Raw genomic sequence first — 25,770 nt, 5'->3', positions numbered from 1 at the left:
CCGATATGGAATCCTCGATCCTTTTTGTGCTCGTCCTCGCCCTTCTGTTTCTGGGCGTGCCGATCGCCATCGCGCTCGGCCTGTCGAGCGTCATCGTCATCGCGTTCTTCTCCACCGATTCCATGTCCTCGGTGGCTCTGCAGCTTTTCACCGCCTCGCAGAACTACACGCTTCTCGCCATTCCGTTCTTCATCCTGGCGTCGGCATTTCTCTCCACCGGCGGCGTTGCGCAGCGCATCATCCGTTTCGCCATCGCCTCGGTCGGGCATATGCGCGGCGGCCTCGCCATGGCGTCGGTCCTCGCCTGTATGCTGTTTGCGGCTCTCTCGGGTTCATCGCCCGCAACCGTGGTGGCGATCGGCACGATCGCCATCGCCGCCATGCGTCAGACCGGTTATTCGAAGGAATTCGCAGCCGGCATCATCGCCAATGCTGGTACGCTCGGCATCCTGATCCCGCCCTCGATCGTCATGGTGGTCTATGCGGCGGCGACCGATGTTTCGGTCGGGCGCATGTTCCTCGCCGGCGTCATTCCGGGTCTCCTCGCCGGCGTCATGCTCATGGTCGGCATCTACATCAATGCCCGCATCCGTGGGCTGAAGCCGCAACCTTTTCCGGGCTTCGGCGAAATCGTCTCCGCCGGCAAGGATGCGGCGGCCGGCCTCTTCCTGATCGTCGTCATCCTGGGCGGCATCTATGGCGGCGCCTTCACCCCGACGGAGGCCGCAGCCGTTGCCGCCGTCTATGCGTTCCTGGTGGCCCTTTTCATCTATCGTGACATGGGCCCCCTCAAGGGTCGCAAATGGGTGCGCGAGGAGGACGGACATGCCGCACGCAACGGCTTCCTCGGCCTCGTCTATGCCTTCACACTCTATGTCACGATTCTGATTTTCGGCTTCTTCCTGGTGCCCGATTCCACGCTCCAGACGCGCCAGATGCTGGCGATCGTCGTCTCTCTGGTGGCGCTCGTCGCCTATCTCGCCTGGCGCGAGGGGACGGGCGCGCCGAAGGCGCTGGTGGCGAGCCTGCCTCTATGGGCACGTGGCATCAAAGACATCGTCCTGGGCTTTCCGGCCGCCTGCTTCCATCGCGACACGCGCAAGGTGCTCGTCGACAGCGGCAAGACGACGATCATGCTGATGTTCATCATCGTCAACGCGCTCCTCTTCGCGCATGTGCTGACGTCGGAACGCATTCCGCAGACGATCACCGACTGGATGCTCGGAGCCGGCTTCAACTGGTTCACCTTCCTCATCGCGGTCAACCTGCTGCTTCTCCTCGGCGGTCAGTTCATGGAGCCGTCGGGCCTGCTGCTGATCGTGGCGCCCGTGGTCTTCCCGATCGCCATCCAGCTCGGCGTCGACCCGATCCATCTCGGCATCATCATGATCGTCAACATGGAGATCGGCATGATCACCCCTCCGATCGGGCTCAACCTCTTCGTGACCTCCGGCATAACCGGCATGAATCTCGTGCGCGTGGTGAAGGCGGCACTCCCCTTCACCGGCATCTTGATGATCTTCCTGGTGATCGTGACCTACGTGCCGTGGATCTCGACCTTCCTGCCGACCATCCTGATGGGACCGGAACTCGTTACGCGCTGACCTGGCGGGCCTTTGCGCCCGTCAGAAAATCCCCGATCCGATCGACCGCACGGCGGATGTTCTCCTCCGAATTGGCGTAGGAGACGCGCACATAGCCTTCGCCGTGCACGCCGAAATCCGGGCCGCCGATCAGCGCGACACCCGCCTCTTCGAGAAGTGCTGAGGCGAGCGGCTTCGCCTTGAAGCCCGTCTTCGAAATATTCGGGAAGGCATAGAACGCGCCTTTCGGCGTGATGCATGAGACGCCCGGCAGTTCGTTGAGGAGTTCGGTGACGACGCCGCGCCGGCGGTCGAAAGCGGCGATCATCTCGTCCGCCGCATCCTGCGGCCCGTCGATCGCGGCGATCCCGGCATATTGCGCCGGGGCGTTGACGCAGGACCAGGCGTTGACGGCGAGCTTCCTCACCTTGTCGTAAAGCGCGTCCGGCCAGATCGACCAACCCATGCGCCAGCCGGTCATCGCCCAGGTCTTCGACCAGCCGTTGAGGAGAATGAGGCGGTCGGCGATCTCCGGATAGCCGAGAAGCGAGACATGGCGTTCGCCGTCATAGACCATTTGATCGTAGATCTCGTCGGAGAGGATGGCGATGTCGGGCCTCTCGGCAAGCCCTGCCACCAGCTTGTCGATCTCCGCCTTCGGGGTCACGCCGCCGGTCGGATTGGCCGGTGAATTCAAGATCACGAGCCGTGTTTCAGGCGTCAGGAGCGACAAAGTCTCCTCGGCTGAAAAGGCAAAACCATTCTCCTCGCGGATCGGCACAGGCACCGGCCGCGCGCCCGTAAACTCGATCATCGAGCGATAGATCGGAAAGCCCGGATCGGGATAGAGGATATCTGCGCCCGGCTCGCCGAACATCAAGATCGCGGCGAACATTGTCACCTTGCCGCCCGGCACGATCATGACATTGCCGGGAGAGACCTCGACGCCGGTGGTGGCACGCATGCGCCGCGCCACGGCCTCGCGCAGCGGCAGAATGCCGGTCGCATCCGTATAGCCATGCGCCCCGTCCTTGAGCGCCTTCACCGCCGCCTCGACGATATGTTCGGGCGTTTTGAAATCCGGCTGGCCGATGCCGAGATTGACGATGTCGCGGCCTTCAGCGGCGAGCGCCCCGGCACGCGCCAGGACGGCAAAGGCATTTTCTTCGCCGATGCGATCGAAGCCGGAAATGGTCGTGAGGGTCATGGAAATGCGCTTTCGATATCGGTGTGCGAAAAGTCGCTCCCCTTATAAAGTCCCTCCGCTCACAGAGAAGGGGGGCGCTCCTCGTCGTCCATGCCCTCAAAGAGGCTGTCCATCTCCCGCTCGACATCTTCCCAGCGAAGATCGGGGTCGCGCGGCGGCGCAAGTTCCATGATGTCGTCCCAGGCGGCCATGCGCCGTCGAAACTCTTCCTCCGACACAGCTTCCGCCTGCCGAACCCCTTCTCCGCAGCCTGCCACTCGCGACATTCGACACGGACCTCATTGCTGCCGCCGGTGAGGAAATGGTACCCCTGGCCGGGATGTGACCCAAGGGGACCTGATGAGCGACAAAGCCGCCACGTTCCGTGCTCTGCACGCCCGCGACAAGCTCTTCATCATGCCCAATCCCTGGGATGCGGGGACCGCCAAGCTCCTCGCCGATCTCGGCTTTGAGGCGCTCGCCACCTCTTCGGCAGCCCTTGCCTGGTCGCTCGGGCGCCCGGACGCTGCCGGCCGTGTGAGCCGGCAGGAGGCGCTCGCCCATGCGAAATCGATCGTTTCGGCGACCTCTCTGCCGGTCAACGGCGACCTCGAATCGGGCTACGGCGAGACGCCGGAGGAGGTTGGTGAAACCATCCGTCAGGCGATCGATTGCGGCCTCGCCGGCTGTTCGATCGAAGATCTGGGTCAAGGCGCGCTTTATCCGCTCGACGAGGCGCTCCGCCGCTTCGAAGCCGCCAAAGAGGCGGCTGCGAAGGCCAATCCCGATTTCGTCCTGACCGGCCGCACCGAGACCTTCCTCGTCCGCCATTCCGATCCCGTCAACGAAGCGGTGAAGCGTCTGCGCGCCTTCGAGGCTGCCGGGGCCGATGTCGTCTATGCGCCGGGCATCACCACGCGCGAGGAGGTGGAAGCCATTGCCGGCGCCATCTCCGTTCCCGTCAACGTGCTGGGCGGCGTCGGCGGCATCTCCGACGACATCGCAGCCCTCGAAAGGCTCGGCGTGCACCGCGTGTCGATCGGCTCCGGCCTCAATAAAGTCGCGCTCGGGGCCTTTCTCGACGCCGCCAATGCCCTCACCCACCGCCGCTTCGCCTTCTCCGGGGCGGCAAAATCCTCCACCCTCGACGGCGCTTTCACACACCCTCTCGACGATGATGACTGATCTCACTTCCTGGTCTCCCCGCGCCCTTCCGGGCAACAAGGTGCTGGAGGGTCGACGCGTTCGGCTCGAGCCGCTCGCCTGGTCGGCGCACCGCCAAGGTCTCTTTTCCGCGCTCGGCGGCGCCGCCCATGCCGCCATCTGGCGCTATATGGCGATCGGCCCCTTCGCGTCGGCCGACATCATGGAGCGCACCGTCTCCGAGGCGATCACCGAAGGCGGCTGGCGCACGCTCGTCATCCGCCGCCTCTCCGACGGCAAGATTGTCGGCATGGCGAGTTATATGCGCAACCGTCCCGACCATGGCTCGACCGAAGTCGGCTCCATCGCCTATTCGCCGCTTCTGCAAAACAGCGCCGGCGGGACGGAGGCGATGGCACTGATGGCGAGCCACGTCTTCGACGATCTGCGCTATCGCCGCTACGAATGGAAATGTGACGCGGCGAATGCCGCCTCCAGAAGTGCCGCCGAACGGCTCGGCTTCACCTTCGAAGGCATCTTCCGCCAGGATCTGGTGATGAAGGGCCGCAACCGCGACACGGCCTGGTTCTCCATCATCGACAGCGAATGGCCGGCGCGCCGCGCCGCGCTCACTTCCTGGCTCGATCCGAAGAATTTTGACGAAGACGGGAAACAACTTCGCCGCCTTCAGGATTTCCGCAAGACGGCGTGAGGAAGGCTGCCCGCCCGGGCGGCCCAGAAAAACAAGGAGCCGCCATGCACATTCTCATCACAGGTGCCGCCGGCATGATCGGGCGCAAGATTGCCGAGAACCTGGTCACGACGGGCTCGCTCGGTGGCAGGCCGGTGACCAAGATCACGCTTCAGGACATCGTCGAGCCGCACACTTACGGCTCCGAAGAAACAGCGATCTTTCCCGTCGTCGGGGACATGACCGATCATGCCCTGATCGAGCATGTGATGGCTGAACGCCCGGACGTCGTGTTCCATCTCGCAGCCGTCGTCTCCGGCGAGGCGGAGGCCGACCTCGACAAAGGCTACCGCATCAATCTCGATGGCACGCGGGCGCTTCTGGAAGCGATCCGCCGCGCCAATTATACGCCCCGCTTCGTCTTCGCCTCGTCGATTGCCGTCTACGGACCGCCCTTTGCCGATCCGATCCCGGACGATGTCGAGTTGCGCCCGCTGACAAGCTACGGCACCGCGAAGGCGATGGGCGAATTGCTCGTCTGCGATTACAGCCGCCGCGGCATCCTGGACGGGATTGCCCTGCGCCTGCCGACGATCTGCGTGCGGCCCGGCAAACCGAACCGCGCCGCATCCGGCTTCTTCTCCTCCATCATCCGTGAGCCGCTGAAGGGCGAAGAGACCGTCCTGCCGGTCGGCGAGGATGTCCGGCACTTTTTCGCCAGTCCGCGCTCGGCCGTGAACTTCTTCCTCCACGCGGCAACGATGGACACCGACGCGCTCAAAGGCCACCGCGCGCTCGCCATGCCCGGCGTCAGCGCCAGCGTAGGCGAGGAGATCGCCGCACTCCGGGAAATCGGCGGCGACAAGGCCGTCGCCCTCATTCGCAAGGAGCCGGACGCGACGATCGCGGGCTTCGTCCACAACTGGCCGGCAAATGTTGCGGCCCGCCGCGCCCGCGATCACGGCTTCGAGGCCGAGAGCGATTTCGCGGGCATCGTGCGCGCCCATGTCGAAGACGAGCACGGCGGCAAGCCGCCGATCCTCGCCTGAAGCGGCTCTCTGGCACTTTTGAGGATCAGAGAACCACCCTCGGTTCTCTGATCCCGGTCATCTCGCGAAAGGCAGGCCGAGAGGGCCCGGCCTCAGCGGCTCGCCTCGTCGAGCATGCGGACATCGTCGGCTGAAAGCTGCAGCTCCGCCGCCTTGGCTAGGCTTTGCAGCTGCTCGCGGCTCGTTGCACTGGCGATCGGCGCCGTCACGCCCTTTCGCGCGATCACCCAGGCGAGCGCCACCTCGGCCGGCTTCGCCTCATGCGCTGCGCCCACTTTGTCGAGCGCATCGAGTATGCGCATGCCGCGATCATCGAGATATTTGGCGACGCCGGCGCCGCGCTTGCTCTTCGAGAGATCCTCTTTCGAGCGGTACTTGCCGGAGAGGAAACCGGAAGCGAGGCTGTAATAGGTCACGACGCCGATCTCCTCGCGCATGACGAGATCGCGCAAAGCCCCGTCGAATTTCGAGCGGTCGTAGAGATTGTATTCCGGTTGCAGCACCTCGTAGCGCGGCAGGCCCTTGTCTTCGGCCACTTTCAGCGCCTCGCCGAGCTGCGCGGCGTCGAGGTTGGAGGCTCCGACGGCGCGGATCTTGCCCGCTTTCAGAAGCTTGTCATAAGCGCCGAGCGTCTCCTCATAGGGCGTGTCGGCATCCGGCCAGTGCGAGAAATAAAGGTCGATATAATCGGTGTTGAGGCGTGCGAGCGAATCCTCCACCGCCCGCATGATCCAGCGCTCCGAGAGGCCCTTCTTGCCCTCACCCATTTCCGAGCCGACCTTGGTGAAGAGTACGATCTTGTCGCGCCGTGAAGGATCCGCCTTCAGCCATTTGCCGATGATCGTTTCCGATTCACCGCCCTTGTTGCCGTCGACCCAGGCCGAATAGACGTCCGCAGTATCGATCGTGTCGAGGCCAAGATCGAGCATCTGATCGAGGAGATCGAAGCTCGTCGCCTCGTCGGCCGTCCAGCCGAAAACGTTGCCGCCGAAGACGACGGGAGAGATCTCGAGGCCGGTCCGTCCCAAAAGCCGCTTGTCCATCTAAAACTCCATTGCTGGTGGCCGACATCGACCTGATCGATGCGGCCGCAAAATGTCCGATGGCAAGAGAGATAGCCCGCCTCCGCATTTACGGAACCGACCGCCCCACAAAATAAGTCTGGAAAAAACGCTCTTCGCAAAACCCGCAAAACGCCCTCGGCCGGGCGCGCGCAACCGGGGCCCGGCCGACCGAAAGAAACCGCCTTGGACGCGGAACGAGAAGCGGCTCAGTGGCTGCGCTGGGCGATGAAGCGGGCCGCCGCCACCAGCGTTTCGCCGCGTTCGCCGTAGCGGCCCATCATCGTCTCCGCCTCGGCGATGGTGGCGTCGAGAAGCCGGCGGGCTTCCTCCGCGCCCAGAAGATGCACGAGCGTCGCCTTGCCGGCCGCCTCGTCCTTGCCCGTCGCCTTCCCCGCCTCCTCGCTCGTCGATTGCTTGTCGATGAGATCGTCGGCGATCTGGAAGGCGAGACCGAGTGCCGCACCGAAATCGCGCGCTACGGCGCGATCCTCCTCGCCCGCACCGGCAAGGCAGGCACCCATTTCGCAGGAGACGGCAATGAGCGCTCCGGTCTTCATGGCCTGCAGATTGCGCACCTGATCGGCGGTGAGCGTCGCATGCTCGGCGGCGAGATCGAGCATTTGACCACCCGCCATGCCGCCCGCCCCGGTCGCCTTTGCGAGCATCAGAACGAGTTCGGAACGCACCTTGGCGTCAGGATGCGTGTCGGGCTCGGCGAGAAGCTGGAACGACAAAGTCAGGAGCGTGTCGCCGGCGAGAATGGCCGTCGCCTCGTCGAAGGCGCGGTGCACGGTCGGCAGACCGCGACGAAGGTCGTCATTGTCCATCGCCGGCAGATCGTCGTGGATGAGCGAATAGGTGTGCAGGCATTCGACGGCCGCACCGGCCCTGAGAAACTCGTCGTCGCGGCCGAAAAGGCGCGCCGTTTCGGCAAGCAGAAAAGGTCTGAGCCGCTTGCCGCCGGCAAGTAGCGCATGGCGCATGGCGGCAACGAGGCGCTCCGGCGCCGCCCCGACGGCGTCGAGGCGCTCAGGCTGAAGCACGGCGTCGAGCTCTCCGTTGAGGCGCTCGACAAACGCCGTGTGGAGCGGAAGAAAGCGGCTTGGATTTGCTGATGTTGTGATTGTCATGATTTTGCAGCAAGCAGGACGGTGAGGACGGCGGAGAGATCAGTTGCAGGCAATGGCGGAAGAAAGCAACGCGACAGCACCTCGCGGCCCTGAGCCGGAGGAGGAGCGACCGCGCAAGCGGCGCCGATCATGGTTTCGCCGTCTCGTCCTGACGTTCCTCCTTGTTCTTATACTGCCGCTGCTTCTCATTCCGATCTATTCCATCGTCAACCCGCCGGTGACGACACTGATGCTGATCAAGCGCCTGGGCGGCGCGCCAATTGAACGCAGTTGGGTCACCCTCGACGACATCTCCCCCAACCTCGTCAACGCTGTGGTGATGGCCGAGGACGCGAAATTCTGCCGCCATCACGGCATCGATCTCGGCGAATTGCGGGCCGCCTGGCGCGAAGCGCAGAAGGGCGGCGAAATGCGCGGCGCAAGCACCATCACCATGCAGACGGTCAAGAACCTGTTCTTGTGGCCGAGCCGCTCTTACGTCCGCAAGGCGGTCGAATTTCCGCTCGCGCTCTACGCCGACCTCGTCCTGTCGAAGCGGCGCATTCTGGAAATCTACCTGAATGTCGTGGAATGGGACCGTGGCATCTATGGCGCCGAGGCGGCCGCCCGGCATTATTTCAAACGCTCCGCGGCGAGCCTCACGCGCACCGAGGGGGCACGTCTCGCCGCGACCTTGCCGGCCCCGGACCTGCGCAACCCGGCCAATCCCGGCCCGGTGACGCGCGATCTCGCCAGGCTCTTCTCCCGCCGCGCCGCAGCGGCCGGGCCGCATGTCGACTGCCTGAAGAAGTAGTTGCCCGCTATTTTTATCGAACCGCTGGCCAAAACGCCTTTGAGAGGTTATATGGCGGCCAAACGTCGAGCCTGCATGTCGCGGGCCGTCCGGCTATGGGCGTTGCCCGCTAAATCCATTCACGGAGCTTGAAATGGCTGTTCCGAAAAGAAAAACCACGCCGATGAAGCGCGGCTTCCGGCGTTCCGCTGACGGGCTGAAGCAGCCCGCCTATGTCGAGGACAAGGATTCCGGCGAGCTTCGCCGTCCGCATCACATCGACCTGAAGTCCGGCAAGTATCGCGGACGTCAGATCCTCGAGCCGAAGGCATCCGTCTAAGGTTCGATTTCGGGCTTAAGAGCTCGGGAGTTTTGTAAAGGCCGGCCTCGCGCCGGCCTTTTCGCGTCGGGCGCACCTCTTGCCCAGACACAGGCTTCAGACTTATCCGCCCCCCGCGACTCTCGGTCTCATGCCGGGAAAGGGCGGCGAAGAATCCGGTTACGTTTCTTAACCGGCGATTTATCCCGCTCTGCCACAATTGCCTCTGGTCGTGGGGAAAAGGGCCGGCGGGATTGGCAAAACGCAGCACGAAGAAAGTCGCGGGTTCGCGTAGCGACTACGTGCCGGATTTAACACCGGTCGTGGCCGCGGCGGCCGCGTCTCAGCACCCCGCCGCCGGCGCCACCGCACAAGCAATCCTGACCGAAATCGGCGAAACCGTCTACGAGTGGGATCTTGTGACGGACAAGCTGCGCTGGGCGAGCAATGCGGCCGGCGCCCTCGGCATTCCCAATCTTCGCAAGATCGAGCACGGGCGCGATTTCGATTCCCTCGTCGATTCCGACAGTCTGATGAACCGCACCCAGGCGGTGCGCCACGCGATCGCCGTCGATTACGGCGACGGGGTGCCTTACGAGGTCACCTACGCTTTGCGCGTCGGCAAAGAAGGCAACAAGCGCAAGATCTGGGTCCGCGATCGCGGTCGCTGGTACGGCAATCACGAAGGCGAGCCGGTTCTCGCCCGTGGCGCGGTGCGCGTACAACCGAACGGGCCCGGCGATCAGCAAGGAACCGAAAGACCCCGGTTCTTCAAAGAACGCGCGCATCTTCTACGGCTATTGGAAGACACACTCGCCGTCTCTCAGCACTATGCCGTTCCCTTCATCCTCGCCGTCGTCTCAATCGACAATTTGAAGCTGGCGGCCGAGACATACGGGCCGCAGATCATCGATCCGATCCTGCAGGAATTCGCCACCACCCTCGAGAAGACCGTGCGCGACACCGATGTGGTCGGCGAACTCGCCGAGGGCGAGATCGGCATCATCTTGAACCGCATCGACCCGCAGGAGGCGGAGACGGCCGTCCAGCGCATCGCCGAGCGGATGAACACGGTCTCCGTCCCGTTGCGCGACCGCGTCGTCGTGCCGGTCGTCTCGGTCGGCGCGCTCGTCGTTTCCGGCACCGAAGCCGACGGTATGCGCGATTGCCTCGATGCCGTGCGCCGTGCGCTCATGCGTGCCCAGAAGGCCGGCGGCGGCCACCTCGTCCTCGACAGAGCCGACGAACCCGGCATCGGCGAGCCCCAGAAAGCCCGCGAAGACGATGTCGACGAGCTCTTGCGCACCCTGCGCGAAGGCCGCCTCATCCTGTCGCAGATCCCCGTGCGCGATGCTGCGACCGGCAAGACGGTCTTTCTGCATCTCGCACCGCATCTCTTGAACGAGAACGGAGAGCTCATCCCCGCCGGCAAGGCCGTCGATCGCGCCGAAGGGCTGGGCTTCGCTCAGCTCGTCGATATGCGACTTCTCTATCTCGCGCGTGAGCGCCTCGCAGCCGCACCGAAGCAGCGTTTCTGTCTCGGCGTCTCCACCGGAGCGCTCTTGAACGAAGTGTGGCTCGCCAATCTGGAGCGCATCCTGCGCGAGACATCGGGCGCCCCGAACCGCCTCATCGTCGCCGTGCCCTTCGACACGCTGCTGGCCCGCGGCGCAGAGGCCGCCGAACTCGTGGAGGGGGTGCGCGCCCTCGGCGCGACGCTTGCGGCACGCCGCTTCGACGGCCGATTCTGGGAGACCCGGCCCTTAGCGAAGATGGGCCTGGAATTCCTGGAGCTTGAGCTTGCGCAATTGCGTATGGACGAGGCAGAGGCCGAGGACCGTGCCTGGGCAAGCACGGCCGACCTTGTCGCCGCGATGGGTCTGAGGGCGCTCGTTTCGGGGGCCGCATCCGCCGAGGAAGAGGCGCGCCTGGCAAAAGCCGGCTTCCCTCTCATCGAAAAGAAGCCGGCCTGATTTCGCCACGTTGATTTCGCCGCGTTAATCCGCCCGCCGCGCTGATATGGGCGGGCTGATCTCGCCCGTTTGATTTTGTCGGGCGGTCTCCAAAGAGCCGGCTGCGGTCGCAAGTCCAATTCGATCAGGATCTCGCGCCGCAACAATCTCCTATTGCTTGCGCTCGCTCGCGATCGTCTCGATCGTGCGCTGCATCTCGCGAAGCTGCTCGCGCAGCGCCTCGATCTCCTCCGCCTGGCCTTCGGCCGTTCGCGGTGCCGAACGCGTGCCCGCTGCAGAACCCGCCTGCGGGAAGGGTGTGAACATGCGCATCGCCTCGGTGAACATGTCCATGTTGCGCCGCGCCTGCTCCTCCATCGCACCGAAAGCGTCGCCCTTGAGCGCACGGCTCATCTGGTCGCGCAGCTTGTCCTGGTTGCGGCTGAAGGCCGATAGCGAGGTTTCAAGATAGGTGGGCAGGAAGGTTTGCATGCTGTCCCCGTAATACCGGATCAGCTGACGCAAAAAGGCAATTGGCAGAAGATGTTGCCCCTTGTTTTCCTGCTCGAAGATGATCTGGCCGAGGACACCACGTGTAATGTCCTCTCCGGTCTTGGCATCTGTGACAGTAAAATCTTCGCCGGCTTTTACCATCTCGGCGAGATCTTCCAACGTCACATAGGTCGAGGTGCCCGTGTGGTAGAGACGCCGATTGGCGTATTTCTTGATAACGGTTGGGGTCTCTTGGCTCATGCAGTGCTGGTTTCCGCTTTGGAACTCATTCGCCTCATGCGGGCAGGATAACGGGAAATAGGCAGTCGTTGCCAATTCTTTTTGCAGCGCCCAACAGCGCAGACGTCCGGCTTTGTCTGAAATCCCCGCACTTTTGCGCGCAATTCCGGCTCTACCCCTCGTTGACAGCCATGGCAGCCGCGCTCTTTAACTTTGTATTGGCGGGCCGACGAATGCTGCTTTTTTTGCCTTAGCGATCGACAATCGCCCCATGGACAGGCCCGAAAGAGGAGGAGCTTTTGCCCAATATCGTTATTGCGAGTGCCGCACGCACACCAGTCGGATCATTCAACGGCGCCTTCGCCAGCGTGCCGGCGCACGATCTCGGCGCGGTTGCCATCAAGGGCGCGTTGGAACGTGCAGGTGTGTCGCCGGATGAAGTGACGGAAGTCATCCTCGGCCAGATCCTCACCGCAGCTCAGGGACAAAATCCGGCCCGCCAGGCTGCCATGGCAGCCGGCTGCCCGAAAGAGACGACCGCCTGGGGTATCAATCAGCTCTGCGGCTCCGGCCTGCGCGCGGTCGCGCTCGGCATGCAGCAGATCGCCCAGGGGGATGCCGACATCATCGTCGCCGGCGGCCAGGAATCCATGTCGATGGCCCCGCATGCGGCCTATCTCCGGCAGGGCGTGAAGATGGGCGACTACAAGATGGTCGACACCATGCTGAGGGACGGGCTCCTGGATGCCTTCAACGGCTACCACATGGGCGTGACGGCCGAGAACGTTGCCCGTCAGTGGCAGATCACCCGCGAACAGCAGGACAGTTTCGCCGTCGCCTCGCAGAACAAGGCCGAAGCCGCACAAAAGGCCGGCCGCTTCAAGGACGAGATCGTTCCCGTCACCGTGAAGGGCCGCAAGGGCGACACGGTGGTCGAAGACGACGAATATATCCGCGCCGGCACCACGATCGACAAGGTTTCCGCTCTGCGTCCGGCCTTCGACAAGGAAGGCTCCGTCACCGCCGGCAACGCCTCCGGCATCAATGACGGCGCGGCAGCCGCTGTCATCATGACGGCCGAGATGGCCGAAAAGCGGGGCATAGAGCCGCTCGCCCGTATCGTCTCCTGGGCCACCGCCGGCGTCGATCCGGCCGTGATGGGAACGGGGCCGATCCCCGCCTCGCGCCGGGCACTTGAGAAGGCCGGCTGGACGATCGACGACCTCGAGCTCATCGAGGCCAACGAGGCCTTTGCCGCGCAGGCCTGTGCGGTCAACAAGGATCTCGGCTGGAACACGGAGATCGTCAACGTCAATGGCGGCGCCATCGCCATCGGTCACCCGGTCGGCGCCTCCGGGGCGCGGGTTTTGACGACGCTTCTCTTCGAGATGCAGCGCCGCGGCGTCAAAAAGGGGCTCGCCACGTTGTGCATCGGCGGCGGCATGGGCGTCGCCATGTGCGTGGAGCGCCCCTAAGCCCCATCACGCCCACCGTGCATTCGCCGGGGGCGGTCCCACCAATCCTTCAGTGACGGAGGCGCCGCTTCGGCGCCTCCGCCGACAGCCTATGGCCTGAGCTATTCTTCCCACAGAGAAATTTTCACGCGCGATATGCATGAATGCCCTTGCTCAGCTCAAGGTTTTCGTCATCCTGGTCACATACCAGGACGGTAACGAGCTCTTTGAGGAGCCACTAACGGGGGGAAATACATGGCACGGACTGCGTTGGTCACAGGTGGAACCCGCGGCATCGGCGCCGCCATTGCGAAGGCACTGAAGGAGGCCGGCTATCAAGTTGCGGCGAGTTATTGCGGCAACGACGAAAAGGCCGCCGCCTTCAAGGAAGAGACGGGCATTCCCGTCTACAAATGGGACGTGTCCAACGAGGAGGCCTGCGCCCAGGGCGTGCGCCAGGTCGAAGAAGAGCTCGGCCCCGTCGAGATTCTCGTCAACAATGCCGGCATCACCCGCGATTCCATGTTTCACAAGATGACGGGCGAGCAGTGGCACAAGGTGATCGAGACCAATCTTGGATCACTCTTCAACATGTGCCGGCCGGTCTGGGAAGGCATGCGCGAGCGCGGCTTCGGCCGCATCATCAACATCTCGTCGATCAACGGCCAGCGCGGCCAGATCGGCCAGGTGAATTATTCGGCCTCGAAGGCGGGCGAGCTCGGCTTCACCAAGGCGCTCGCCCAGGAAGGCGCCCGCAAGGGCATCACCGTCAACGCCATCTCCCCGGGCTACATCGCCACCGAGATGATCAAGGGCGTCCCAGAAGAGGTGATGAACAAGCAGATTTTGCCGCAGATTCCCGTCGGCCGCCTCGGAGAACCGGAGGAAGTCGCCCGCGTCGTCGTCTTTCTGGCATCCGATGACGCCGGCTTCATCACCGGCTCCACCTTGACGGCCAACGGCGGCCAGTACATGCCCTGATAGATCGGCTGCAGACGGCAAGGGCATGCGGTCGCTTCCTTTTAACGACCCGCCCTTGCTGATAGGCGATCATGGCATTTGGCGACAGCGAGGAGATCTGGCCCGTTCGTCTGGTCCGGCTGATCTGGCGCGCCTTGCGCTTCCTCTGGCGCGTCAATATCAACGCCATCTCCGGGCTTTTGCGTCATGACGGCATCATGCTGGCGAGCGCCATCGCCTTTTCGCTGATCTTCGCGCTGTTTCCGTTTCTCCTGTTCCTGATCGCGCTCGCCGGCGTCTTCGGCGGCCAGGAACTCGCCGATTATCTCACCCGGGAAGCCTTCCAGGTGATGCCGGAACACATGGTGAAAACCATCGAACCGGAAGTGAATCGGGTGCTCGACAGCCGCAATGGCGGCCTGATCACCATCGGCCTTCTCGTGACGCTCGTCTCCATCACCGGCGCCGTGGAGGCCGTGCGCGAAGCGCTCAACAAGGCCTATCGCTGCTCTGACCAGCGCAACTTCCTGCACCGCTACGGCGGCAGCGTCATCTTCGTCTTTCTCGGCATGGCATTTTTGATCGTCGTTTCGGCTCTCGGCGTCGCCCTGCCGATCTGGCTTGCCGTGGTGCGCGCCTATTTCCCCGACCAGGCGCTCTATCAGGAGATGATCTCCGTCGGCGGCCGCGTGATCCTCTTCCTCGTCATGGTCGCCATGTTGACCTCGGTGCACGTCTTCCTGCCGGCAAACCACCGCCGCGTGCGCGTCCTTGCCTCAGGCGTCATCCTGACCGTCGCGCTGTGGTGGGTGGCGGGGCGGATCTTCTCCTTCTACATCTCCGTCTTCGCCAATTATTCCGCCACCTATGCCGGGCTCGGCGGCATCGTGGCGCTGATGTTCTTCCTCTATATCCAGGCGCTCATCTTCCAGTACGGTGCGGAGCTCAACCGCGCCATCGACGACGAGATCACCAATCGCAAGGAAACCTGGATGATGCGCCACCAACTCCGTCTGCCCTTCGGTCGGCGCTGAGGAGCTTCCGCATGAGCCGTTCTCTCGCCACCGCGCTCGGCACGACCGCCGTCTTGATGTGGGCGTTGCTCGCTCTTTTCACCGCCGCGAGCGGCGATGTTCCGCCCTTCCAGCTTGCCGCCCTCACCTTCACAATCGGCACCGCGATCGGCTTCATCTGGCTTTGGGCCAAGGGCCGGTTTCATGAACTGCGTCAGCCGCTGTCGGTCTGGGTCTTCGGTACGGTCGGCCTCTTCGGCTATCACGCCCTCTATTTCACCGCACTCAGAAACGCCCCGCCGGTGGAAGCGGGTCTCATCGCCTATCTCTGGCCGCTTCTGATCGTCGTCTTTTCGGCGCTTCTGCCGGGCGAAAAACTGCGCTGGTACCATCTCGTGGGCGCGCTTCTCGGCCTCTCCGGCACGGTTCTCATCGTCACGAGGGGCGAGAGCCTGAGCTTCGATGCGCGCTACACTCTGGGCTATGTCGCAGCGCTCGGCTGCGCCCTCACCTGGTCGAGCTATTCCGTGCTCTCGCGCCGCCTCGCCTCGGTACCGACTGGCATCGTCGCCGGCTATTGCCTGACGACGGCGATCGGCGCGGCGATCGCGCATCTTCTCTTCGAAACCACAGTGTGGCCGGCAGACGGCGGCGAATGGCTCGCCGTCCTCGGCCTCGGCCTGATGCCCGTCGGCGCGGCCTTCTATGTCTGGGACATCGGCGTCAAACGCGGCGACATCCAGCTCCTCGGCGTGACGAGCTACGCCGCACCGCTTCTTTCCACGATCATCCTGATTGCCGCCGGCTACGGCGTGCTGACGCCGCAGATCGCCATCGCCGCGCTTCTCATCACCGGCGGCGCCGTTCTTGCCGCAAGGGGCGGCCGCTTCTCGCGTCAGAGACCGGGCTCGAAGCCTGCTTCCGCCAGCTCGAACGCCTCGAACTGAAAGCCCGGCGCCACGCTGCAACCGACGAGCGTCCAGGCGCCGAGACTTTCCGCCGCCTGCCAGGCAAAGGCCGGGACCACGCATTGCGGCCGTTCGCCGGCGAGAAGATCGGGCCCGAGGAGATGCCGGCGCCGCGCCATCCCCTCTTCGGCGATCTCGAGAGCGAGCGGCGCTCCGGCATAAAAATGCCAGGCCTCGCTCGCATCGATGCGATGCCAGTGCGAGCGCTCGCCTGCAGCCAGAAGGAAATAGATGAGCGTGCCGGCGGCCCGTCCGCCGGCCTCCCGCTCATCGCGAAACGTCTCCAGAAAATGCCCGCCCTCCGGATGCGGCATGAGCTTCAGGAGGGCAATCACCTCCTCCGCGCTCAGGCTCTCCATCCGGTGCTCGGTCCGGCGTTCTCCCGGCATCATTTTCCGCCCGTCGCTCAAAAATTGTCCTTGCGCTTGCGCGTCTCGGCAAAGACGGCGACGGGCTCCTCGCCTTCCATGCCGAGCACCTGCTGAAATGCCGGATCATCGGCGCGCAGGAACGGGTTCGTCGCCTTTTCGAGCGCGATCGTCGTCGGCAGCGTCGCATGCCCGTCCTGGCGCAACGCTTCGACTTCCTTCTTGCGTTCGGCGAGCTTTTCATTGTCGGGATCGACGCTGACGGCGAATTCCGCATTGGCGAGCGTATATTCGTGCCCGCAATAGACGACAGTCTCGTCCGGCAGCGCGCGCAGCTTCTGCAGCGAATTCCACATCTGCTCCGCCGAGCCCTCGAAAACCCGGCCGCAACCGAGCGCAAACAGCGTATCGCCGACGAAGGCGACGCCGTCTTCGGAGAAATAATAGGCGAGATGGTCGAGCGTATGTCCGGGCGTCCCCAGCACCTGGATCGTGCGGCCCGCCCATTGGAAGGTCTCGCCGTCCTCCACCGTCTTGTCGTAGAGCGCGGTCGCGACCGCGCTCTTGCGCGGACCGATGGTGCGTGCCGAAAAAGTCTCGCGAAGCGCCGGCACGCCCTCGATATGGTCGAAATGCTTGTGGGTCACGAAAATATCAGTGAGAACCCAGCCCCGCGCCTGAAGCGCCTCGATGATGGGATCGGCTTCGGGCGCATCGATGGCCGCCGTCGCGCCGGAATCAGGGTCATGCACCAGAACGGCGTAATTGTCCGAACGGGCCGGAAACTGAACGATTTCGAGTGCCGCCAAGGCGTTCTCCTTCTCGATTGGGTTGCGCTGGACGCTCGGTGTTGGCGTTAGGTGTTGGCGTGCGGCCAGTATAGGGCGATATTTCCCGCCATGAAGCCGTGAGCAAGGCATGCTAGACGATGGGGCGCAGTTGGGTCCCAGCGCCGCGGCGCTGACGGAGGAAGGTCTGGCAGGTTCTCGTGATGCATCTTGACGTCGTCGATCTGCGCGAATTCTACGCAAGCCTTCTCGGCAGAATGGTGACGCGGCATGTGCGTGAAAGTATGCACCGGCTGATCAATGTCGGGCCGAGCGACCGTGTCCTCGGCCTCGGCTTCGCCACCCCCTATCTCGGCCCCCAGCTCGGCCGTGCCGAACGCGTCTTCGCCTTCATGCCGGCGCCGCAGGGCGTCATGGAATGGCCCTGCGCCAGCCGTTCGGCGACGGCCCTCGTGGAAGAGACCTGCCTGCCTCTGCCCGATGCCGCCATCGATCTTGCGATTCTCGTCCATGCGCTCGAAACGTCGTCGCAACCGCCGGAATTGATGGCGGAGATGCGCCGTGTTCTCACCAACAACGGTCGCGTCTTCATCGTCGTTCCCAATCGCCAGGGCGCCTGGGCGCGCGTCGAGACCTCACCCTTCGGTTATGGCCGCCCCTATTCGCGCGGCCAGCTGAAATCTCTTCTGCAGGAGACCGGCTTCAACGTCACCGCCTGGACGACTGCGCTCCATATGTGGCCGACGCAGAGCCGCTCGCTTCTCAGCCTGTCGCCCGCCATCGAAAAACTCGGCCGCAATCTCTGGCCGGCTTTTTCCGGCGTCACCTGCGTCTATGCGCAAAAGGTGGTGATGCCGGCCACCACGGTGAAGGCGAAACGGGCGTTCCGCCCGGCGCTGAAGCCGGCGCTTCAACCGGGCGTCGGGATGATCGACGCGACCTGAACAGGGCTACGGCGCGCTAGCCGCGGCTCAAAACGAAGACGGCCTGTTCGCCGAACAGGTTCCAGATCGTCCAGGGAGCCGTCTGCGTCATCCGCTTGCCCTCCCCATAGAGACAGACCGCGTCCTCGATCGTGGCATCGATCTCGCCCGTCAGGGTGAGAAAATCCTTGATCGTGCAGAAATGGATATTCGGCGTGTCGTACCAGCTGTAGGGCAGGTTGGAGGTGATCGGCATGCGTCCCCAGACCATGAATTGGCTGCGGATGCGCCAATTGCCGAAATTCGGGAACGACACGATCGCCCGCCGGCCGATGCGCAGAAGATTTTCCACGACCGTGCGCGGATTGCGCGTTGCCTGCAGCGTCTGGCTCAGAATGGCAAAATCGAAGGCGCCGTCCGGATAGGTTTCGAGATCACGGTCCGCATCGCCCTGGATCACGGAAAGCCCCTCGGCCACCGCCTGGTTCACGCCCCTTTGCGACAATTCGATGCCGCGTCCGTCGACGCCCTTTTCCTGGGCGAGGAGCTTCAGAAGCGCCCCGTCGCCGCAGCCGACATCGAGAACCCGCGAACCGGGACTGACGAAGCCGGCGATGACACGCAGATCGACGCGGTCCGGATCCGCCGCCATGGTCGCCAATTGCATCTCGCTCATTCCGCCAGCCCCCTGACCCGTGCTGCACCGCGCAGAAAGCCGGAGACGGTGCGAAACAGCTCCGGCTCGTCGAGCAGGAAGGCGTCGTGGCCGCGATCCGTCTCCACCTCCACGAAGGAGACATTGGCACCCGACGCATTGAGCGAATGCACGATCGAACGGTTCTCGGCCGTCGGAAACAGCCAGTCGCTGCTGAAGGAGATCACGCAAAAGCGCGACGTGGCCCCCCGGAAAGCATCCGCCAGCCGCCCGCGATAATCCTTGGCCAGGTCGAAATAATCCATCGCCCGCGTCAGATAGAGATAGGAGTTCGCGTCGAAGCGCTCGACGAAGGTCATCCCCTGGTGGCGCAGATAGGATTCGATCTGGAAATCGGCATCGAAGCCGAAAGTCAGCGCCTCGCGGTCCTGCAGATGCCGGCCGAATTTGTGGTGCAGCGCGCTCTCCGACAGATAGGTGATGTGCGCCGCCATGCGCGCCACGGCGAGTCCCTTCGCCGGCCGCTTGCCGAGCGTCAGATATTTGCCGCCGCACCAATCGGGATCGGCCATCACCGCCTGCCGGCCGACTTCGTTGAAACCGATATTCTGCGAGGTGTGGCGCGGCGCGGTCGCGATCGGGATCGCGGCGAAGACGCGCTCGGGATAGCTGACGGCCCATTGCAGGACCTGCATGCCGCCCATCGAGCCGCCGACCACCGCAAACAATTTCTCGATGCCGAGCTCGTCGACGAGCCGCGCCTGCGCCCGCACCATGTCGCGCACGGTGATGACCGGCAGATCGAGCGCATAGGGCTCGCCGTTCGCAGGATTCGACGAGGCGGGTCCCGTCGAACCCATGCAGCCGCCGAGCACATTTGCGCAGATGACGAAATAGCGGTCCGTGTCGATCGGCCGGCCCGGCCCCACCATCAAGGACCACCAGCCGGCCTTGCCGGTCACCGGATGCTCGTTGGCGACATGCTGATCGCCGGTCAGCGCATGGCAGACCAGAATGGCGTTCGATTTGTCGGCGTTGAGCGTCCCGTAGACCTGATAGGCGATCTGAAAGCTCGGCAGCGCATCGCCGCCGTCGAGCGCAAGGGTCTCCGCAAAAGCCATGCAGAGGCTTGAAGGGCAATCCACCTGCCGGGCAGCGGCGGTGGCGTGATTTGGCACACCGGCATCCATAGCGACGTTCCTTCGGTGGTTGAGCGGCTTAGGAAGCGAGCTTCGCGCCTGTCAATCTTTTCTTTGCGTCCGGCCGGCCGGCTCGCTATGCAGCGAAGCGAAGAAACCCGCCGCTTATTGAGACCGGATACCACCCATGAGCGCCATGGCACCCGACGCGCTTGCCAAAATCCGCCAGCGTATCGACGACATCGACGAAGAGGTCCATCGCCTCCTGATCGAACGCAGCGCCGTGATCGACGAACTCATCCATATCAAGGGAACGAGCGCGCCGGGAGCGGCCTTCCGCCCCGACCGGGAAGCGCACATGATGCGGGCGCTCGTCATGCGTCACGAAGGCATTCTGCCGCTTGCGACCGTCGAGCACATCTGGCGCGAGGTGATCTCCACCTTCACCGCGATGCAGGCACCCTTCCGCATCTTGATCGGCCAGTCGACGGACCCCGCCGCCCTGCAGGATCTCGTGCGCTTTCAGTTCGGCTTTTCCGTGCCGGCAGAGGCGGCCGCGAGCGACGCCGACGCCCTTGCCGCTTTGCGCCGCGACGGCGATCTCATCGCGATCTTGTCTCCCCACTCGCCCGGACGCTGGTGGCGAGATTTCGACGGCGAGGATCTGCAGATCTTCGCGCGTCTGCCCTTCATCATCGCTCCGAACCATCCCGTCCAGGCCGAAGCCTATGTCGCCGGCCCCAAGCTTTCCGTGCCGCCGGAGGCCGATATTCGGCTTTGGCGCATGGAGGCGACGGGGGCTTTCGAAAAAACTCTGTCCGCGTTCAACGCCCGCATCGTCACGCGCGAAGACGACGAGATCCTCGTCGAAATTTCGGGCGCGATCTCCCACGCCGCTTTGTGCGCGGAAGCTGCAAAACGCGGCGCGACCTTTTCCGAGCCCGTGGAGCTCGGCTCCTTCGCCGCACCGATCCATTTCGTCGGCCAGGAGGAAGAACAGACGGAAGAAGACCAGGTATGAGCACCAAGGCTCTCACGCCCCGCAAAGGCGTCCTCGATATCGCCGCCTATGTGCCGGGCGATAGCGGGGATGGCGGCCGGGAGACGTTCAAACTCTCCTCCAACGAAACCCCGCTTGGCCCGAGCCCGGCGGCGGTGGAAGCGTTTCGTTCGCTCGCCGGCGACCTGCATCTTTATCCCGACGGCTCGGCCCGCAAGCTGCGCGAGGCGATCGCCGCCACTCATGGTCTCAATCCCGACCGCATCCTCTGCGGCAACGGCTCCGACGAGATCCTGACGCTTGCCGCCCAGACATTCCTCTCGCCGGGCGACGAGGCGATCTATCCGCAGTACGGATTTCTCGTCTACCGCATCGCCATCCTGTCGGCCGGCGCAACGCCGGTCGTGGCGCCGGAAAAAGACCTCACCGTCGACGTCGATGCGATCCTCGCCTGCGTCACGGAGAAGACGCGGCTCGTCTATCTCGCCAATCCGAGCAACCCGACGGGCACCTATCTGCCCTTCTCGGAGATCCGCCGCCTGCAGCGCGGCCTCCCGGCGAACGTCCTTCTCGTCCTCGATGCTGCCTATGCCGAATATGTCCGGCGCAACGATTACGAGAGCGGCATCGAGCTGGCCGGCGAAGCGCCGAACGTCCTGATGACGCGCACCTTCTCCAAGATCTACGGGCTCGCCGCGCTCAGGATCGGCTGGGCCTATGGTCCGGCCCCGGTCATCGAGCTCCTCAACCGCACGCGCGGCCCCTTCAACGTGTCGGCGCCCTCGCTTGCCGCCGGTGCGGCGGCGATGGCCGACCGCGCCCATGTCGAGACGGCGATCGCCCACAACGAAAAATGGCTGCCCTGGGTGAGCGAAGAGCTTGAAAAGCTGGGCCTGTCAGTGACGCCGAGCGCCGGCAATTTCATCCTCATCCACTTCCCTGACACTGCGGAAAAGAATGCCGAAGCCGCCGATAAGGCTCTGCGGGCCGAAGGCTGCATTCTGCGCCGGGTGGCGGGCTATGGTCTTCCCAACGCATTGCGCATGAGCATCGGCACGGAAGCGGCCAACCGCAAGGTGGTGGACGTGCTCACCCGCTTCTTTGCCTGATCCATTTCCCATCATGTTCAAACGTCTTTGTCTCATCGGTATCGGTCTCATCGGCTCGTCGATCGCCCTGCGGGCGCGCAAGGAGGGCCTGGTCGAGGAGATCGCCATCCAGAGCCGGCGCCAGGAAACCGTCGACGCGGCGGCGCGCCGCGGTCTTGGCGACACCTATACGACCGACCCCGCGGAGGCGGTCAAAGGCGCCGATCTCGTCATTTTGTGCGTGCCGGTCGGTGCCGTGGGCAACATCACAGAGGCCATTGCCCCGCATCTTGAGCCGGGTGCGATCGTCTCCGACGTCGGCTCCGTCAAAGGCGCGGTCGTTACCGCGATGCAGCCGCACCTGCCCGACCACGTCGATTTCGTGCCCGCCCATCCGATTGCCGGCACCGAGCATTCCGGACCGGATGCGGGCTTTCCGGAACTCTTCGACGGGCGCTGGTGCGTTCTGACCCCGCCCGCCGGGACCAATCCGGAGGCCGTTGAGAAGCTCAAAGCCTTCTGGGAACGGCTCGGCTCGCATGTCGAGACGATGGAGCCCAGCCATCACGACATGGTCCTCGCCATCACCAGCCATGTGCCGCATCTCATCGCCTACAACATCGTCGGCACCGCCGCCGATCTGGAAACGGTCACGGAATCGGAGGTGATGAAATTCGCCGCCGGCGGCTTTCGCGATTTCACCCGCATCGCCGCCTCCGATCCGACCATGTGGCGCGACATCTTCCTCACCAATCGCGAAGCGGTTCTGGAGATGCTCGCGCGCTTCAACGAGGATCTGACGGCCCTGCAGCGGGCGATCCGCTGGGGCGACGGCGACACGCTCTTCGATCTCTTCACGCGCACCCGTGCAATCCGCCGCGGCATCATCGAGGCCGGGCAGGAAACGGCCGATCCGGATTTCGGCCGCCAGAAAAAAGTCTGAGCGTCAAAAGAGCGGCGGCACGCGCCCGAGGTTGATGAAGGCGATGCGCGCCGCGCCACGGTCGAAGCTGATCGTGAGGCGTCTCGCCGGAAGCCCGTCCACTTCCGCCGGCACGCCGATGCCGGAAATCGCTGCCAGCACCAGCTGACCCGGCTCGCGGATGCCGTCCGGCATCTCATTGATCGTGCGCGACAGGGCTTCGATGCCGGTGATGGTGACATCGAGCTGACCGGAAACGAGCCCGTCGGGGCCGATCCGCAAGGGCCCTGAAGCCAACACCCGGGCACCTCCGGTCTTGAGCTCCGCACTCATCTGCCGCAATTCGAGCCCGGTCTCGCGCAGGCCCGGAAGTCCGCTCAACACAGCCTCCGGCGCGGCCGCAACATCGGCGGCAAGCGCCAGATCGCTCGCGGGCAGGGTGAGATCGTCTTTGGTGACGCTGAGGCCGCGCAACGCCACCTGCACCGAGGTGCCGTCCTGCGCCTCCGTAGGCTTCACCAGCGCCTGTCCGCGATCGAGGCCGGCCGTCACTGCGCCCTGCGTCGTGCGCCCGCCCATGACATCGACCGTGGCGCGCTTGAGCCCGCCTCCTCCGAACCCGGTCATCAGCGTGGCATCGGCGAATTCGAGTTTCAAAGGCTCGGCGAGATAGGGCGCCTTGATTGTGAGCGGGCTCGTCAACTCCGTTTCGACCTGCTGCGGGCGTTCCGCCCGTACGGTGGCCGCAAGTGCCGGCGTCGCCGCCTCAGTCCCGGCGGAGGTGAATTCGACGGGCTGCGAGCAGCTGAGCCTCAGACGGAAGGGAAAGCCGCCGATTTGCCGGCCCGGGCAGGACATGACGACGCCGCGCCGCGCCTGATCGGCGAGAAAGGTATCGACCTGCCGATCGGCATAGGTCGCAAGCGCGTACCACCCCGCCGACCAGAGACCCGCCAGGATGACGGCGGTGATCGCCAGGACGGTCATGATGCGTCGCATTCGGGCTTCTCCCTCACGGCCGTTGCGGTCGGCCGGCGCAACTGATAGCTCCAGCCCGCGATGACGCAAGTTCCTTCACACGAAGATTTCTGGGTTTTCGGCTACGGGTCCCTCATGTGGAACCCGGGCTTTCCGCATATCGAGGTCAAACCGGCGCGTCTCATCGGCGCCCACCGCTCGCTCTGCGTCTATTCCTACGTGCACCGCGGCACCGAAGAACGGCCGGGCCTGGTGCTCGGTCTCGATCGCGGCGGCAGTTGCCGGGGCCTCGCCTTCAAGGTGCAGGCAACGGACCGCGAAGCCGTTGTCGAATATCTTCGCGCCCGCGAACAGGTCACGCGGGTCTACAAGGAAGCCGTCCGGCCGGTCGTCTTCGCGGAGGGGCGCGGCCATGCCCTCGTCTACCTCGTCGATCGCACGCACCAGCAATATGCCGGCGTTCTCGATGCCCCCCACCAGCTTGAGATCGTCCGTCACGCGCACGGGCAATCCGGGCCGAACACCGACTACGTCGTCAGCACGGCGCAGCATCTGCGCGACATGGGCGTCGTCGACCGCCATCTCTTCTGGCTGGCCGGAGAATTGGAGCATCATCGCCCCGCGGTGACGGGCGAAAGCGGCGGCAATCAGGCGGCGACGCAATAACCGCCGCCGCTGCGGCGTTGTTCTGACGGGCTTTCCGCACAGCTCAGATCTTCGCTCACCAATTGTCTGGAGCGGCCCGTTCCGGCAAGAAAATGCGCGTAGAAGATCGCGCCATCGGCGGCGAATCGCAAAATATCGGCAGGATCGAGAGCCTCGTCGCTTCCGACCCACCAGAGCGCCCCGTCCTTGACGCAGAGAACCACGGCGTCTTTCAGACTGAGGACGTGTTCCAAATCGAGTCTGCTGAAGAGATAGCGTCGACCCGAAGCCCCCGACCAATAGAGGTAACGGTCGGAAACACCCTGCTCCCGCACCACATGCGGCAGTGATGACTTAACGGTCACGAAAACCTTCCACCTCGTTGCCGCGTCGGTTCAAGTCACCTCTGCGACATGCTCTTCGACAACGATGCGCCGCGTCGCGGGATCGCGTTCGCGAGCTTCTTGCATCAACTCGTTGGTTTTATCTTCAATACATTGCTGAAGTTTTGCGGCGAAGGTGGCAGAATCAAGGCCAGGCTCGATCGGCGGCAGAACTTCGACCCGAACTGTACCGGGGATATGCGCGATGGACCGCCTGGGCCAGTAAAGGCCGGCATTCAGTGCCACCGGCACCACGGGAACCTTGAGTTCCTTGTAAAGATGCACGACGCCGTAACGGTAGTTCGGCGGCGCAAGGGGCGGTCGCCTCGTCCCTTCTGGAAAGATGATGACCTGAAAACCTTTGGCGACCCGATCTTTGGCGTGTTCGGTGATCGATAAAAGCGCCTTGGAGCGGCTGCCCCGGTCGACGGGAATATGGCCGTACTTCTTCATGTACCAGCCGAGAAGCGGGATCCACATGAGCTCGCGCTTCAGAATATAGGCGGGCTTGTCCAGCATATAGACGAGCCGCATCGTCTCCCAGGTCGATTGATGCTTGGCCGCGACGATGCAGCCGCCCTTCGGAATGTTCTCCAGCCCGCGCACGTCTTCCTTCACGCCGCAGATGAGCCGGTGCCAGAAGAGCGAGGAGGCGGTCCAGAACTTCGTCACCCAGACGCCGTAGCGCTGCGGAAACAGCAGCATCGGCGAGAACACGATCGCCTGGACGGCGAAATTCACATAGAAAACAACGTTGAATAGGATGGAGCGCGCGTACATGGCCAGCCTCTGAAGCCTCGCCCAAGCGGGGCGCAACCGGAGTGGCGCGCCCCGGCCTCCACGTCAAGTCGTCGGGACGTCAAGT

28 protein-coding genes are annotated in these 25,770 nt (G+C 64.0%); 16 read left to right on the top strand and 12 right to left on the bottom strand.

The genetic code is table 11. The annotated features are described in order from the left end of the window. Positions 1–5: 5 nt before the first annotated feature. Positions 6–1,604 (top strand): TRAP transporter large permease, encoded by a 1,599-nt coding sequence (locus tag J2R99_RS08070; RefSeq protein WP_307153916.1) that lies wholly within the window; start codon positions 6–8, stop codon positions 1,602–1,604. Here the strand turns inward: J2R99_RS08070 and J2R99_RS08065 are convergent. Continuing rightward, positions 1,594–2,790: a pyridoxal phosphate-dependent aminotransferase gene (locus J2R99_RS08065; protein WP_307153915.1), complete on the bottom strand. Its 1,197-nt coding sequence runs from the start codon at positions 2,788–2,790 to the stop codon at positions 1,594–1,596. The genes J2R99_RS08070 and J2R99_RS08065 overlap by 11 nt on opposite strands. Before the next feature lie 59 nt (positions 2,791–2,849). Next, positions 2,850–3,056 carry a hypothetical protein gene (locus J2R99_RS08060; protein WP_307153914.1) on the bottom strand — a complete coding sequence of 69 codons (207 nt, stop codon included), beginning with the start codon at positions 3,054–3,056 and terminating at the stop codon, positions 2,850–2,852. 73 nt (positions 3,057–3,129) lie between these two features. Between J2R99_RS08060 and J2R99_RS08055 the strand changes: the two genes are divergently transcribed. The 3 genes from J2R99_RS08055 to denD are packed head-to-tail and all read left to right on the top strand — an operon-like array spanning position 3,130 to position 5,652. Continuing rightward, on the top strand, positions 3,130–3,954 hold the full coding sequence (locus tag J2R99_RS08055; protein WP_307153913.1) for an isocitrate lyase/PEP mutase family protein: 825 nt from the start codon (positions 3,130–3,132) through the stop codon (positions 3,952–3,954). Further along, positions 3,947–4,624, top strand: a complete 678-nt coding sequence (locus J2R99_RS08050) for a GNAT family N-acetyltransferase (protein ID WP_307153912.1) — start codon at positions 3,947–3,949, stop codon at positions 4,622–4,624. The genes J2R99_RS08055 and J2R99_RS08050 overlap by 8 nt, the downstream gene beginning before the upstream one ends. A gap of 44 nt (positions 4,625–4,668) precedes the next feature. Further along, the gene (denD, locus tag J2R99_RS08045) at positions 4,669–5,652 is read left to right on the top strand and encodes a D-erythronate dehydrogenase (protein ID WP_307153911.1); all 984 of its coding nucleotides are present in this window, start codon (positions 4,669–4,671) and stop codon (positions 5,650–5,652) included. A 92-nt stretch (positions 5,653–5,744) separates the two neighbouring features. Here the strand turns inward: denD and J2R99_RS08040 are convergent, their stop codons facing one another. Both J2R99_RS08040 and J2R99_RS08035 read right to left on the bottom strand, forming a co-directional pair. Continuing rightward, the gene (locus tag J2R99_RS08040) at positions 5,745–6,695 is read right to left on the bottom strand and encodes an aldo/keto reductase (RefSeq protein ID WP_307153910.1); all 951 of its coding nucleotides are present in this window, start codon (positions 6,693–6,695) and stop codon (positions 5,745–5,747) included. Between the two features lie 227 nt (positions 6,696–6,922). Beyond that, positions 6,923–7,846, bottom strand: coding sequence for a polyprenyl synthetase family protein (locus tag J2R99_RS08035; protein ID WP_307153909.1), 924 nt, complete (start codon positions 7,844–7,846; stop codon positions 6,923–6,925). 52 nt (positions 7,847–7,898) lie between these two features. Between J2R99_RS08035 and mtgA the strand changes: the two genes are divergently transcribed. The 3 genes from mtgA (at position 7,899) to J2R99_RS08020 (ending at position 10,910) form a co-directional block, all read left to right on the top strand. Continuing rightward, complete coding sequence (gene mtgA, locus J2R99_RS08030) at positions 7,899–8,639, top strand: monofunctional biosynthetic peptidoglycan transglycosylase (protein ID WP_307153908.1); 741 nt, start codon at positions 7,899–7,901, stop codon at positions 8,637–8,639. A gap of 133 nt (positions 8,640–8,772) precedes the next feature. Further along, positions 8,773–8,958: a 50S ribosomal protein L32 gene (gene rpmF, locus J2R99_RS08025; RefSeq protein WP_092813648.1), complete on the top strand. Its 186-nt coding sequence runs from the start codon at positions 8,773–8,775 to the stop codon at positions 8,956–8,958. Between the two features lie 233 nt (positions 8,959–9,191). Further along, positions 9,192–10,910 (top strand): diguanylate cyclase domain-containing protein, encoded by a 1,719-nt coding sequence (locus tag J2R99_RS08020; protein ID WP_307153907.1) that lies wholly within the window; start codon positions 9,192–9,194, stop codon positions 10,908–10,910. A 150-nt stretch (positions 10,911–11,060) separates the two neighbouring features. On the opposite strand, the gene phaR is transcribed toward J2R99_RS08020, so the two are convergent. Next, positions 11,061–11,642, bottom strand: a complete 582-nt coding sequence (phaR, locus tag J2R99_RS08015) for a polyhydroxyalkanoate synthesis repressor PhaR (protein WP_128290730.1) — start codon at positions 11,640–11,642, stop codon at positions 11,061–11,063. A 278-nt stretch (positions 11,643–11,920) separates the two neighbouring features. On the opposite strand from phaR, the gene J2R99_RS08010 reads away from it, so the two are divergent. The 4 genes from J2R99_RS08010 to yddG all read left to right on the top strand — a co-directional run bounded on the left by J2R99_RS08010 (position 11,921) and on the right by yddG (position 15,995). Continuing rightward, positions 11,921–13,096: an acetyl-CoA C-acetyltransferase gene (locus J2R99_RS08010; protein WP_307153906.1), complete on the top strand. Its 1,176-nt coding sequence runs from the start codon at positions 11,921–11,923 to the stop codon at positions 13,094–13,096. Between the two features lie 234 nt (positions 13,097–13,330). Then, positions 13,331–14,056, top strand: a complete 726-nt coding sequence (gene phbB, locus J2R99_RS08005; protein ID WP_307153905.1) for an acetoacetyl-CoA reductase — start codon at positions 13,331–13,333, stop codon at positions 14,054–14,056. Positions 14,057–14,127: 71 nt separating this feature from the next. Continuing rightward, positions 14,128–15,069 carry a YihY/virulence factor BrkB family protein gene (locus J2R99_RS08000; protein WP_307153904.1) on the top strand — a complete coding sequence of 314 codons (942 nt, stop codon included), beginning with the start codon at positions 14,128–14,130 and terminating at the stop codon, positions 15,067–15,069. Positions 15,070–15,080: 11 nt separating this feature from the next. Next, complete coding sequence (gene yddG, locus J2R99_RS07995) at positions 15,081–15,995, top strand: aromatic amino acid exporter YddG (protein ID WP_307153903.1); 915 nt, start codon at positions 15,081–15,083, stop codon at positions 15,993–15,995. Here yddG and J2R99_RS07990 read toward each other — a convergent pair. After that, positions 15,944–16,375, bottom strand: a complete 432-nt coding sequence (locus J2R99_RS07990; protein WP_307153902.1) for a cupin domain-containing protein — start codon at positions 16,373–16,375, stop codon at positions 15,944–15,946. The two genes, yddG and J2R99_RS07990, sit on opposite strands and share 52 nt — an antisense overlap. Positions 16,376–16,422: 47 nt before the next feature. Next, positions 16,423–17,193 (bottom strand): hydroxyacylglutathione hydrolase, encoded by a 771-nt coding sequence (gene gloB / locus J2R99_RS07985; RefSeq protein WP_307153901.1) that lies wholly within the window; start codon positions 17,191–17,193, stop codon positions 16,423–16,425. Positions 17,194–17,375: 182 nt separating this feature from the next. Here gloB and J2R99_RS07980 point away from each other — a divergent pair, with 182 nt between their 5' ends. Beyond that, positions 17,376–18,116: a class I SAM-dependent methyltransferase gene (locus tag J2R99_RS07980; RefSeq protein ID WP_307154179.1), complete on the top strand. Its 741-nt coding sequence runs from the start codon at positions 17,376–17,378 to the stop codon at positions 18,114–18,116. A 16-nt stretch (positions 18,117–18,132) separates the two neighbouring features. Here the strand turns inward: J2R99_RS07980 and metW are convergent, their stop codons facing one another. Both metW and metX read right to left on the bottom strand, forming a co-directional pair. After that, positions 18,133–18,771 (bottom strand): methionine biosynthesis protein MetW, encoded by a 639-nt coding sequence (gene metW / locus J2R99_RS07975; protein WP_370642436.1) that lies wholly within the window; start codon positions 18,769–18,771, stop codon positions 18,133–18,135. Further along, a complete protein-coding gene (gene metX / locus J2R99_RS07970) occupies positions 18,768–19,940 on the bottom strand; it encodes a homoserine O-acetyltransferase MetX (RefSeq protein ID WP_092813618.1) in 1,173 nt (390 codons plus the stop codon). Before metX ends, metW begins: the two co-directional genes overlap by 4 nt. 136 nt (positions 19,941–20,076) lie before the next feature. Here metX and J2R99_RS07965 point away from each other — a divergent pair, with 136 nt between their 5' ends. From J2R99_RS07965 to J2R99_RS07955, 3 genes are read left to right on the top strand one after another with little or no spacing between them, the layout of a single operon-like run. Further along, positions 20,077–20,910, top strand: a complete 834-nt coding sequence (locus tag J2R99_RS07965) for a chorismate mutase (protein WP_307153900.1) — start codon at positions 20,077–20,079, stop codon at positions 20,908–20,910. Next, positions 20,907–21,998, top strand: coding sequence for a histidinol-phosphate transaminase (hisC, locus tag J2R99_RS07960; RefSeq protein ID WP_092813611.1), 1,092 nt, complete (start codon positions 20,907–20,909; stop codon positions 21,996–21,998). Before J2R99_RS07965 ends, hisC begins: the two co-directional genes overlap by 4 nt. Positions 21,999–22,011: 13 nt before the next feature. After that, entirely contained in the window at positions 22,012–22,920 is a 909-nt protein-coding gene (locus J2R99_RS07955) for a prephenate/arogenate dehydrogenase family protein (protein WP_307153899.1), read from the top strand. 3 nt (positions 22,921–22,923) lie between these two features. Here J2R99_RS07955 and J2R99_RS07950 read toward each other — a convergent pair whose 3' ends face one another. Further along, complete coding sequence (locus J2R99_RS07950; protein ID WP_307153898.1) at positions 22,924–23,898, bottom strand: DUF2125 domain-containing protein; 975 nt, start codon at positions 23,896–23,898, stop codon at positions 22,924–22,926. Between the two features lie 60 nt (positions 23,899–23,958). On the opposite strand from J2R99_RS07950, the gene J2R99_RS07945 reads away from it, so the two are divergent. After that, positions 23,959–24,543, top strand: coding sequence for a gamma-glutamylcyclotransferase (locus J2R99_RS07945; RefSeq protein ID WP_307153897.1), 585 nt, complete (start codon positions 23,959–23,961; stop codon positions 24,541–24,543). Here J2R99_RS07945 and J2R99_RS07940 read toward each other — a convergent pair. Beyond that, a complete protein-coding gene (locus tag J2R99_RS07940) occupies positions 24,525–24,887 on the bottom strand; it encodes a hypothetical protein (RefSeq protein ID WP_307153896.1) in 363 nt (120 codons plus the stop codon). The two genes, J2R99_RS07945 and J2R99_RS07940, sit on opposite strands and share 19 nt — an antisense overlap. Before the next feature lie 30 nt (positions 24,888–24,917). Continuing rightward, on the bottom strand, positions 24,918–25,685 hold the full coding sequence (locus tag J2R99_RS07935; protein ID WP_307153895.1) for a lysophospholipid acyltransferase family protein: 768 nt from the start codon (positions 25,683–25,685) through the stop codon (positions 24,918–24,920). Positions 25,686–25,770: the final 85 nt, after the last annotated feature.

Origin of the sequence: Rhodopseudomonas julia (assembly GCF_030813515.1) — a bacterium.
Taxonomy (GTDB): Bacteria; Pseudomonadota; Alphaproteobacteria; order Rhizobiales; family Afifellaceae; genus Afifella; species Afifella julia.
This window is presented reverse-complemented; position numbering and strand designations above follow the sequence as displayed.

Excerpts from the sequence above, each read along its gene's own strand:
- J2R99_RS07935 (WP_307153895.1), bottom strand. The coding sequence starts at position 25,685 with ATGTACGCGCGCTCCATCCTATTCAACGTTGTTTTCTATGTGAATTTC.
- J2R99_RS07990 (WP_307153902.1), bottom strand. The coding sequence starts at position 16,375 with ATGGAGAGCCTGAGCGCGGAGGAGGTGATTGCCCTCCTGAAGCTCATG.
- yddG (WP_307153903.1), top strand. The coding sequence starts at position 15,081 with ATGAGCCGTTCTCTCGCCACCGCGCTCGGCACGACCGCCGTCTTGATG.
- J2R99_RS07945 (WP_307153897.1), top strand. The coding sequence starts at position 23,959 with ATGACGCAAGTTCCTTCACACGAAGATTTCTGGGTTTTCGGCTACGGG.
- J2R99_RS08070 (WP_307153916.1), top strand. The coding sequence starts at position 6 with ATGGAATCCTCGATCCTTTTTGTGCTCGTCCTCGCCCTTCTGTTTCTG.
- J2R99_RS08035 (WP_307153909.1), bottom strand. The coding sequence starts at position 7,846 with ATGACAATCACAACATCAGCAAATCCAAGCCGCTTTCTTCCGCTCCAC.
- J2R99_RS08040 (WP_307153910.1), bottom strand. The coding sequence starts at position 6,695 with ATGGACAAGCGGCTTTTGGGACGGACCGGCCTCGAGATCTCTCCCGTC.
- metX (WP_092813618.1), bottom strand. The coding sequence starts at position 19,940 with ATGGATGCCGGTGTGCCAAATCACGCCACCGCCGCTGCCCGGCAGGTG.
- J2R99_RS08050 (WP_307153912.1), top strand. The coding sequence starts at position 3,947 with ATGACTGATCTCACTTCCTGGTCTCCCCGCGCCCTTCCGGGCAACAAG.
- J2R99_RS07955 (WP_307153899.1), top strand. The coding sequence starts at position 22,012 with ATGTTCAAACGTCTTTGTCTCATCGGTATCGGTCTCATCGGCTCGTCG.
- J2R99_RS07950 (WP_307153898.1), bottom strand. The coding sequence starts at position 23,898 with ATGCGACGCATCATGACCGTCCTGGCGATCACCGCCGTCATCCTGGCG.
- J2R99_RS08065 (WP_307153915.1), bottom strand. The coding sequence starts at position 2,790 with ATGACCCTCACGACCATTTCCGGCTTCGATCGCATCGGCGAAGAAAAT.
- J2R99_RS07980 (WP_307154179.1), top strand. The coding sequence starts at position 17,376 with ATGCATCTTGACGTCGTCGATCTGCGCGAATTCTACGCAAGCCTTCTC.
- J2R99_RS08000 (WP_307153904.1), top strand. The coding sequence starts at position 14,128 with ATGGCATTTGGCGACAGCGAGGAGATCTGGCCCGTTCGTCTGGTCCGG.
- phaR (WP_128290730.1), bottom strand. The coding sequence starts at position 11,642 with ATGAGCCAAGAGACCCCAACCGTTATCAAGAAATACGCCAATCGGCGT.
- J2R99_RS08055 (WP_307153913.1), top strand. The coding sequence starts at position 3,130 with ATGAGCGACAAAGCCGCCACGTTCCGTGCTCTGCACGCCCGCGACAAG.
- J2R99_RS08060 (WP_307153914.1), bottom strand. The coding sequence starts at position 3,056 with ATGTCGCGAGTGGCAGGCTGCGGAGAAGGGGTTCGGCAGGCGGAAGCT.
- mtgA (WP_307153908.1), top strand. The coding sequence starts at position 7,899 with ATGGCGGAAGAAAGCAACGCGACAGCACCTCGCGGCCCTGAGCCGGAG.
- J2R99_RS07965 (WP_307153900.1), top strand. The coding sequence starts at position 20,077 with ATGAGCGCCATGGCACCCGACGCGCTTGCCAAAATCCGCCAGCGTATC.
- phbB (WP_307153905.1), top strand. The coding sequence starts at position 13,331 with ATGGCACGGACTGCGTTGGTCACAGGTGGAACCCGCGGCATCGGCGCC.
- denD (WP_307153911.1), top strand. The coding sequence starts at position 4,669 with ATGCACATTCTCATCACAGGTGCCGCCGGCATGATCGGGCGCAAGATT.
- rpmF (WP_092813648.1), top strand. The coding sequence starts at position 8,773 with ATGGCTGTTCCGAAAAGAAAAACCACGCCGATGAAGCGCGGCTTCCGG.
- hisC (WP_092813611.1), top strand. The coding sequence starts at position 20,907 with ATGAGCACCAAGGCTCTCACGCCCCGCAAAGGCGTCCTCGATATCGCC.
- metW (WP_370642436.1), bottom strand. The coding sequence starts at position 18,771 with ATGAGCGAGATGCAATTGGCGACCATGGCGGCGGATCCGGACCGCGTC.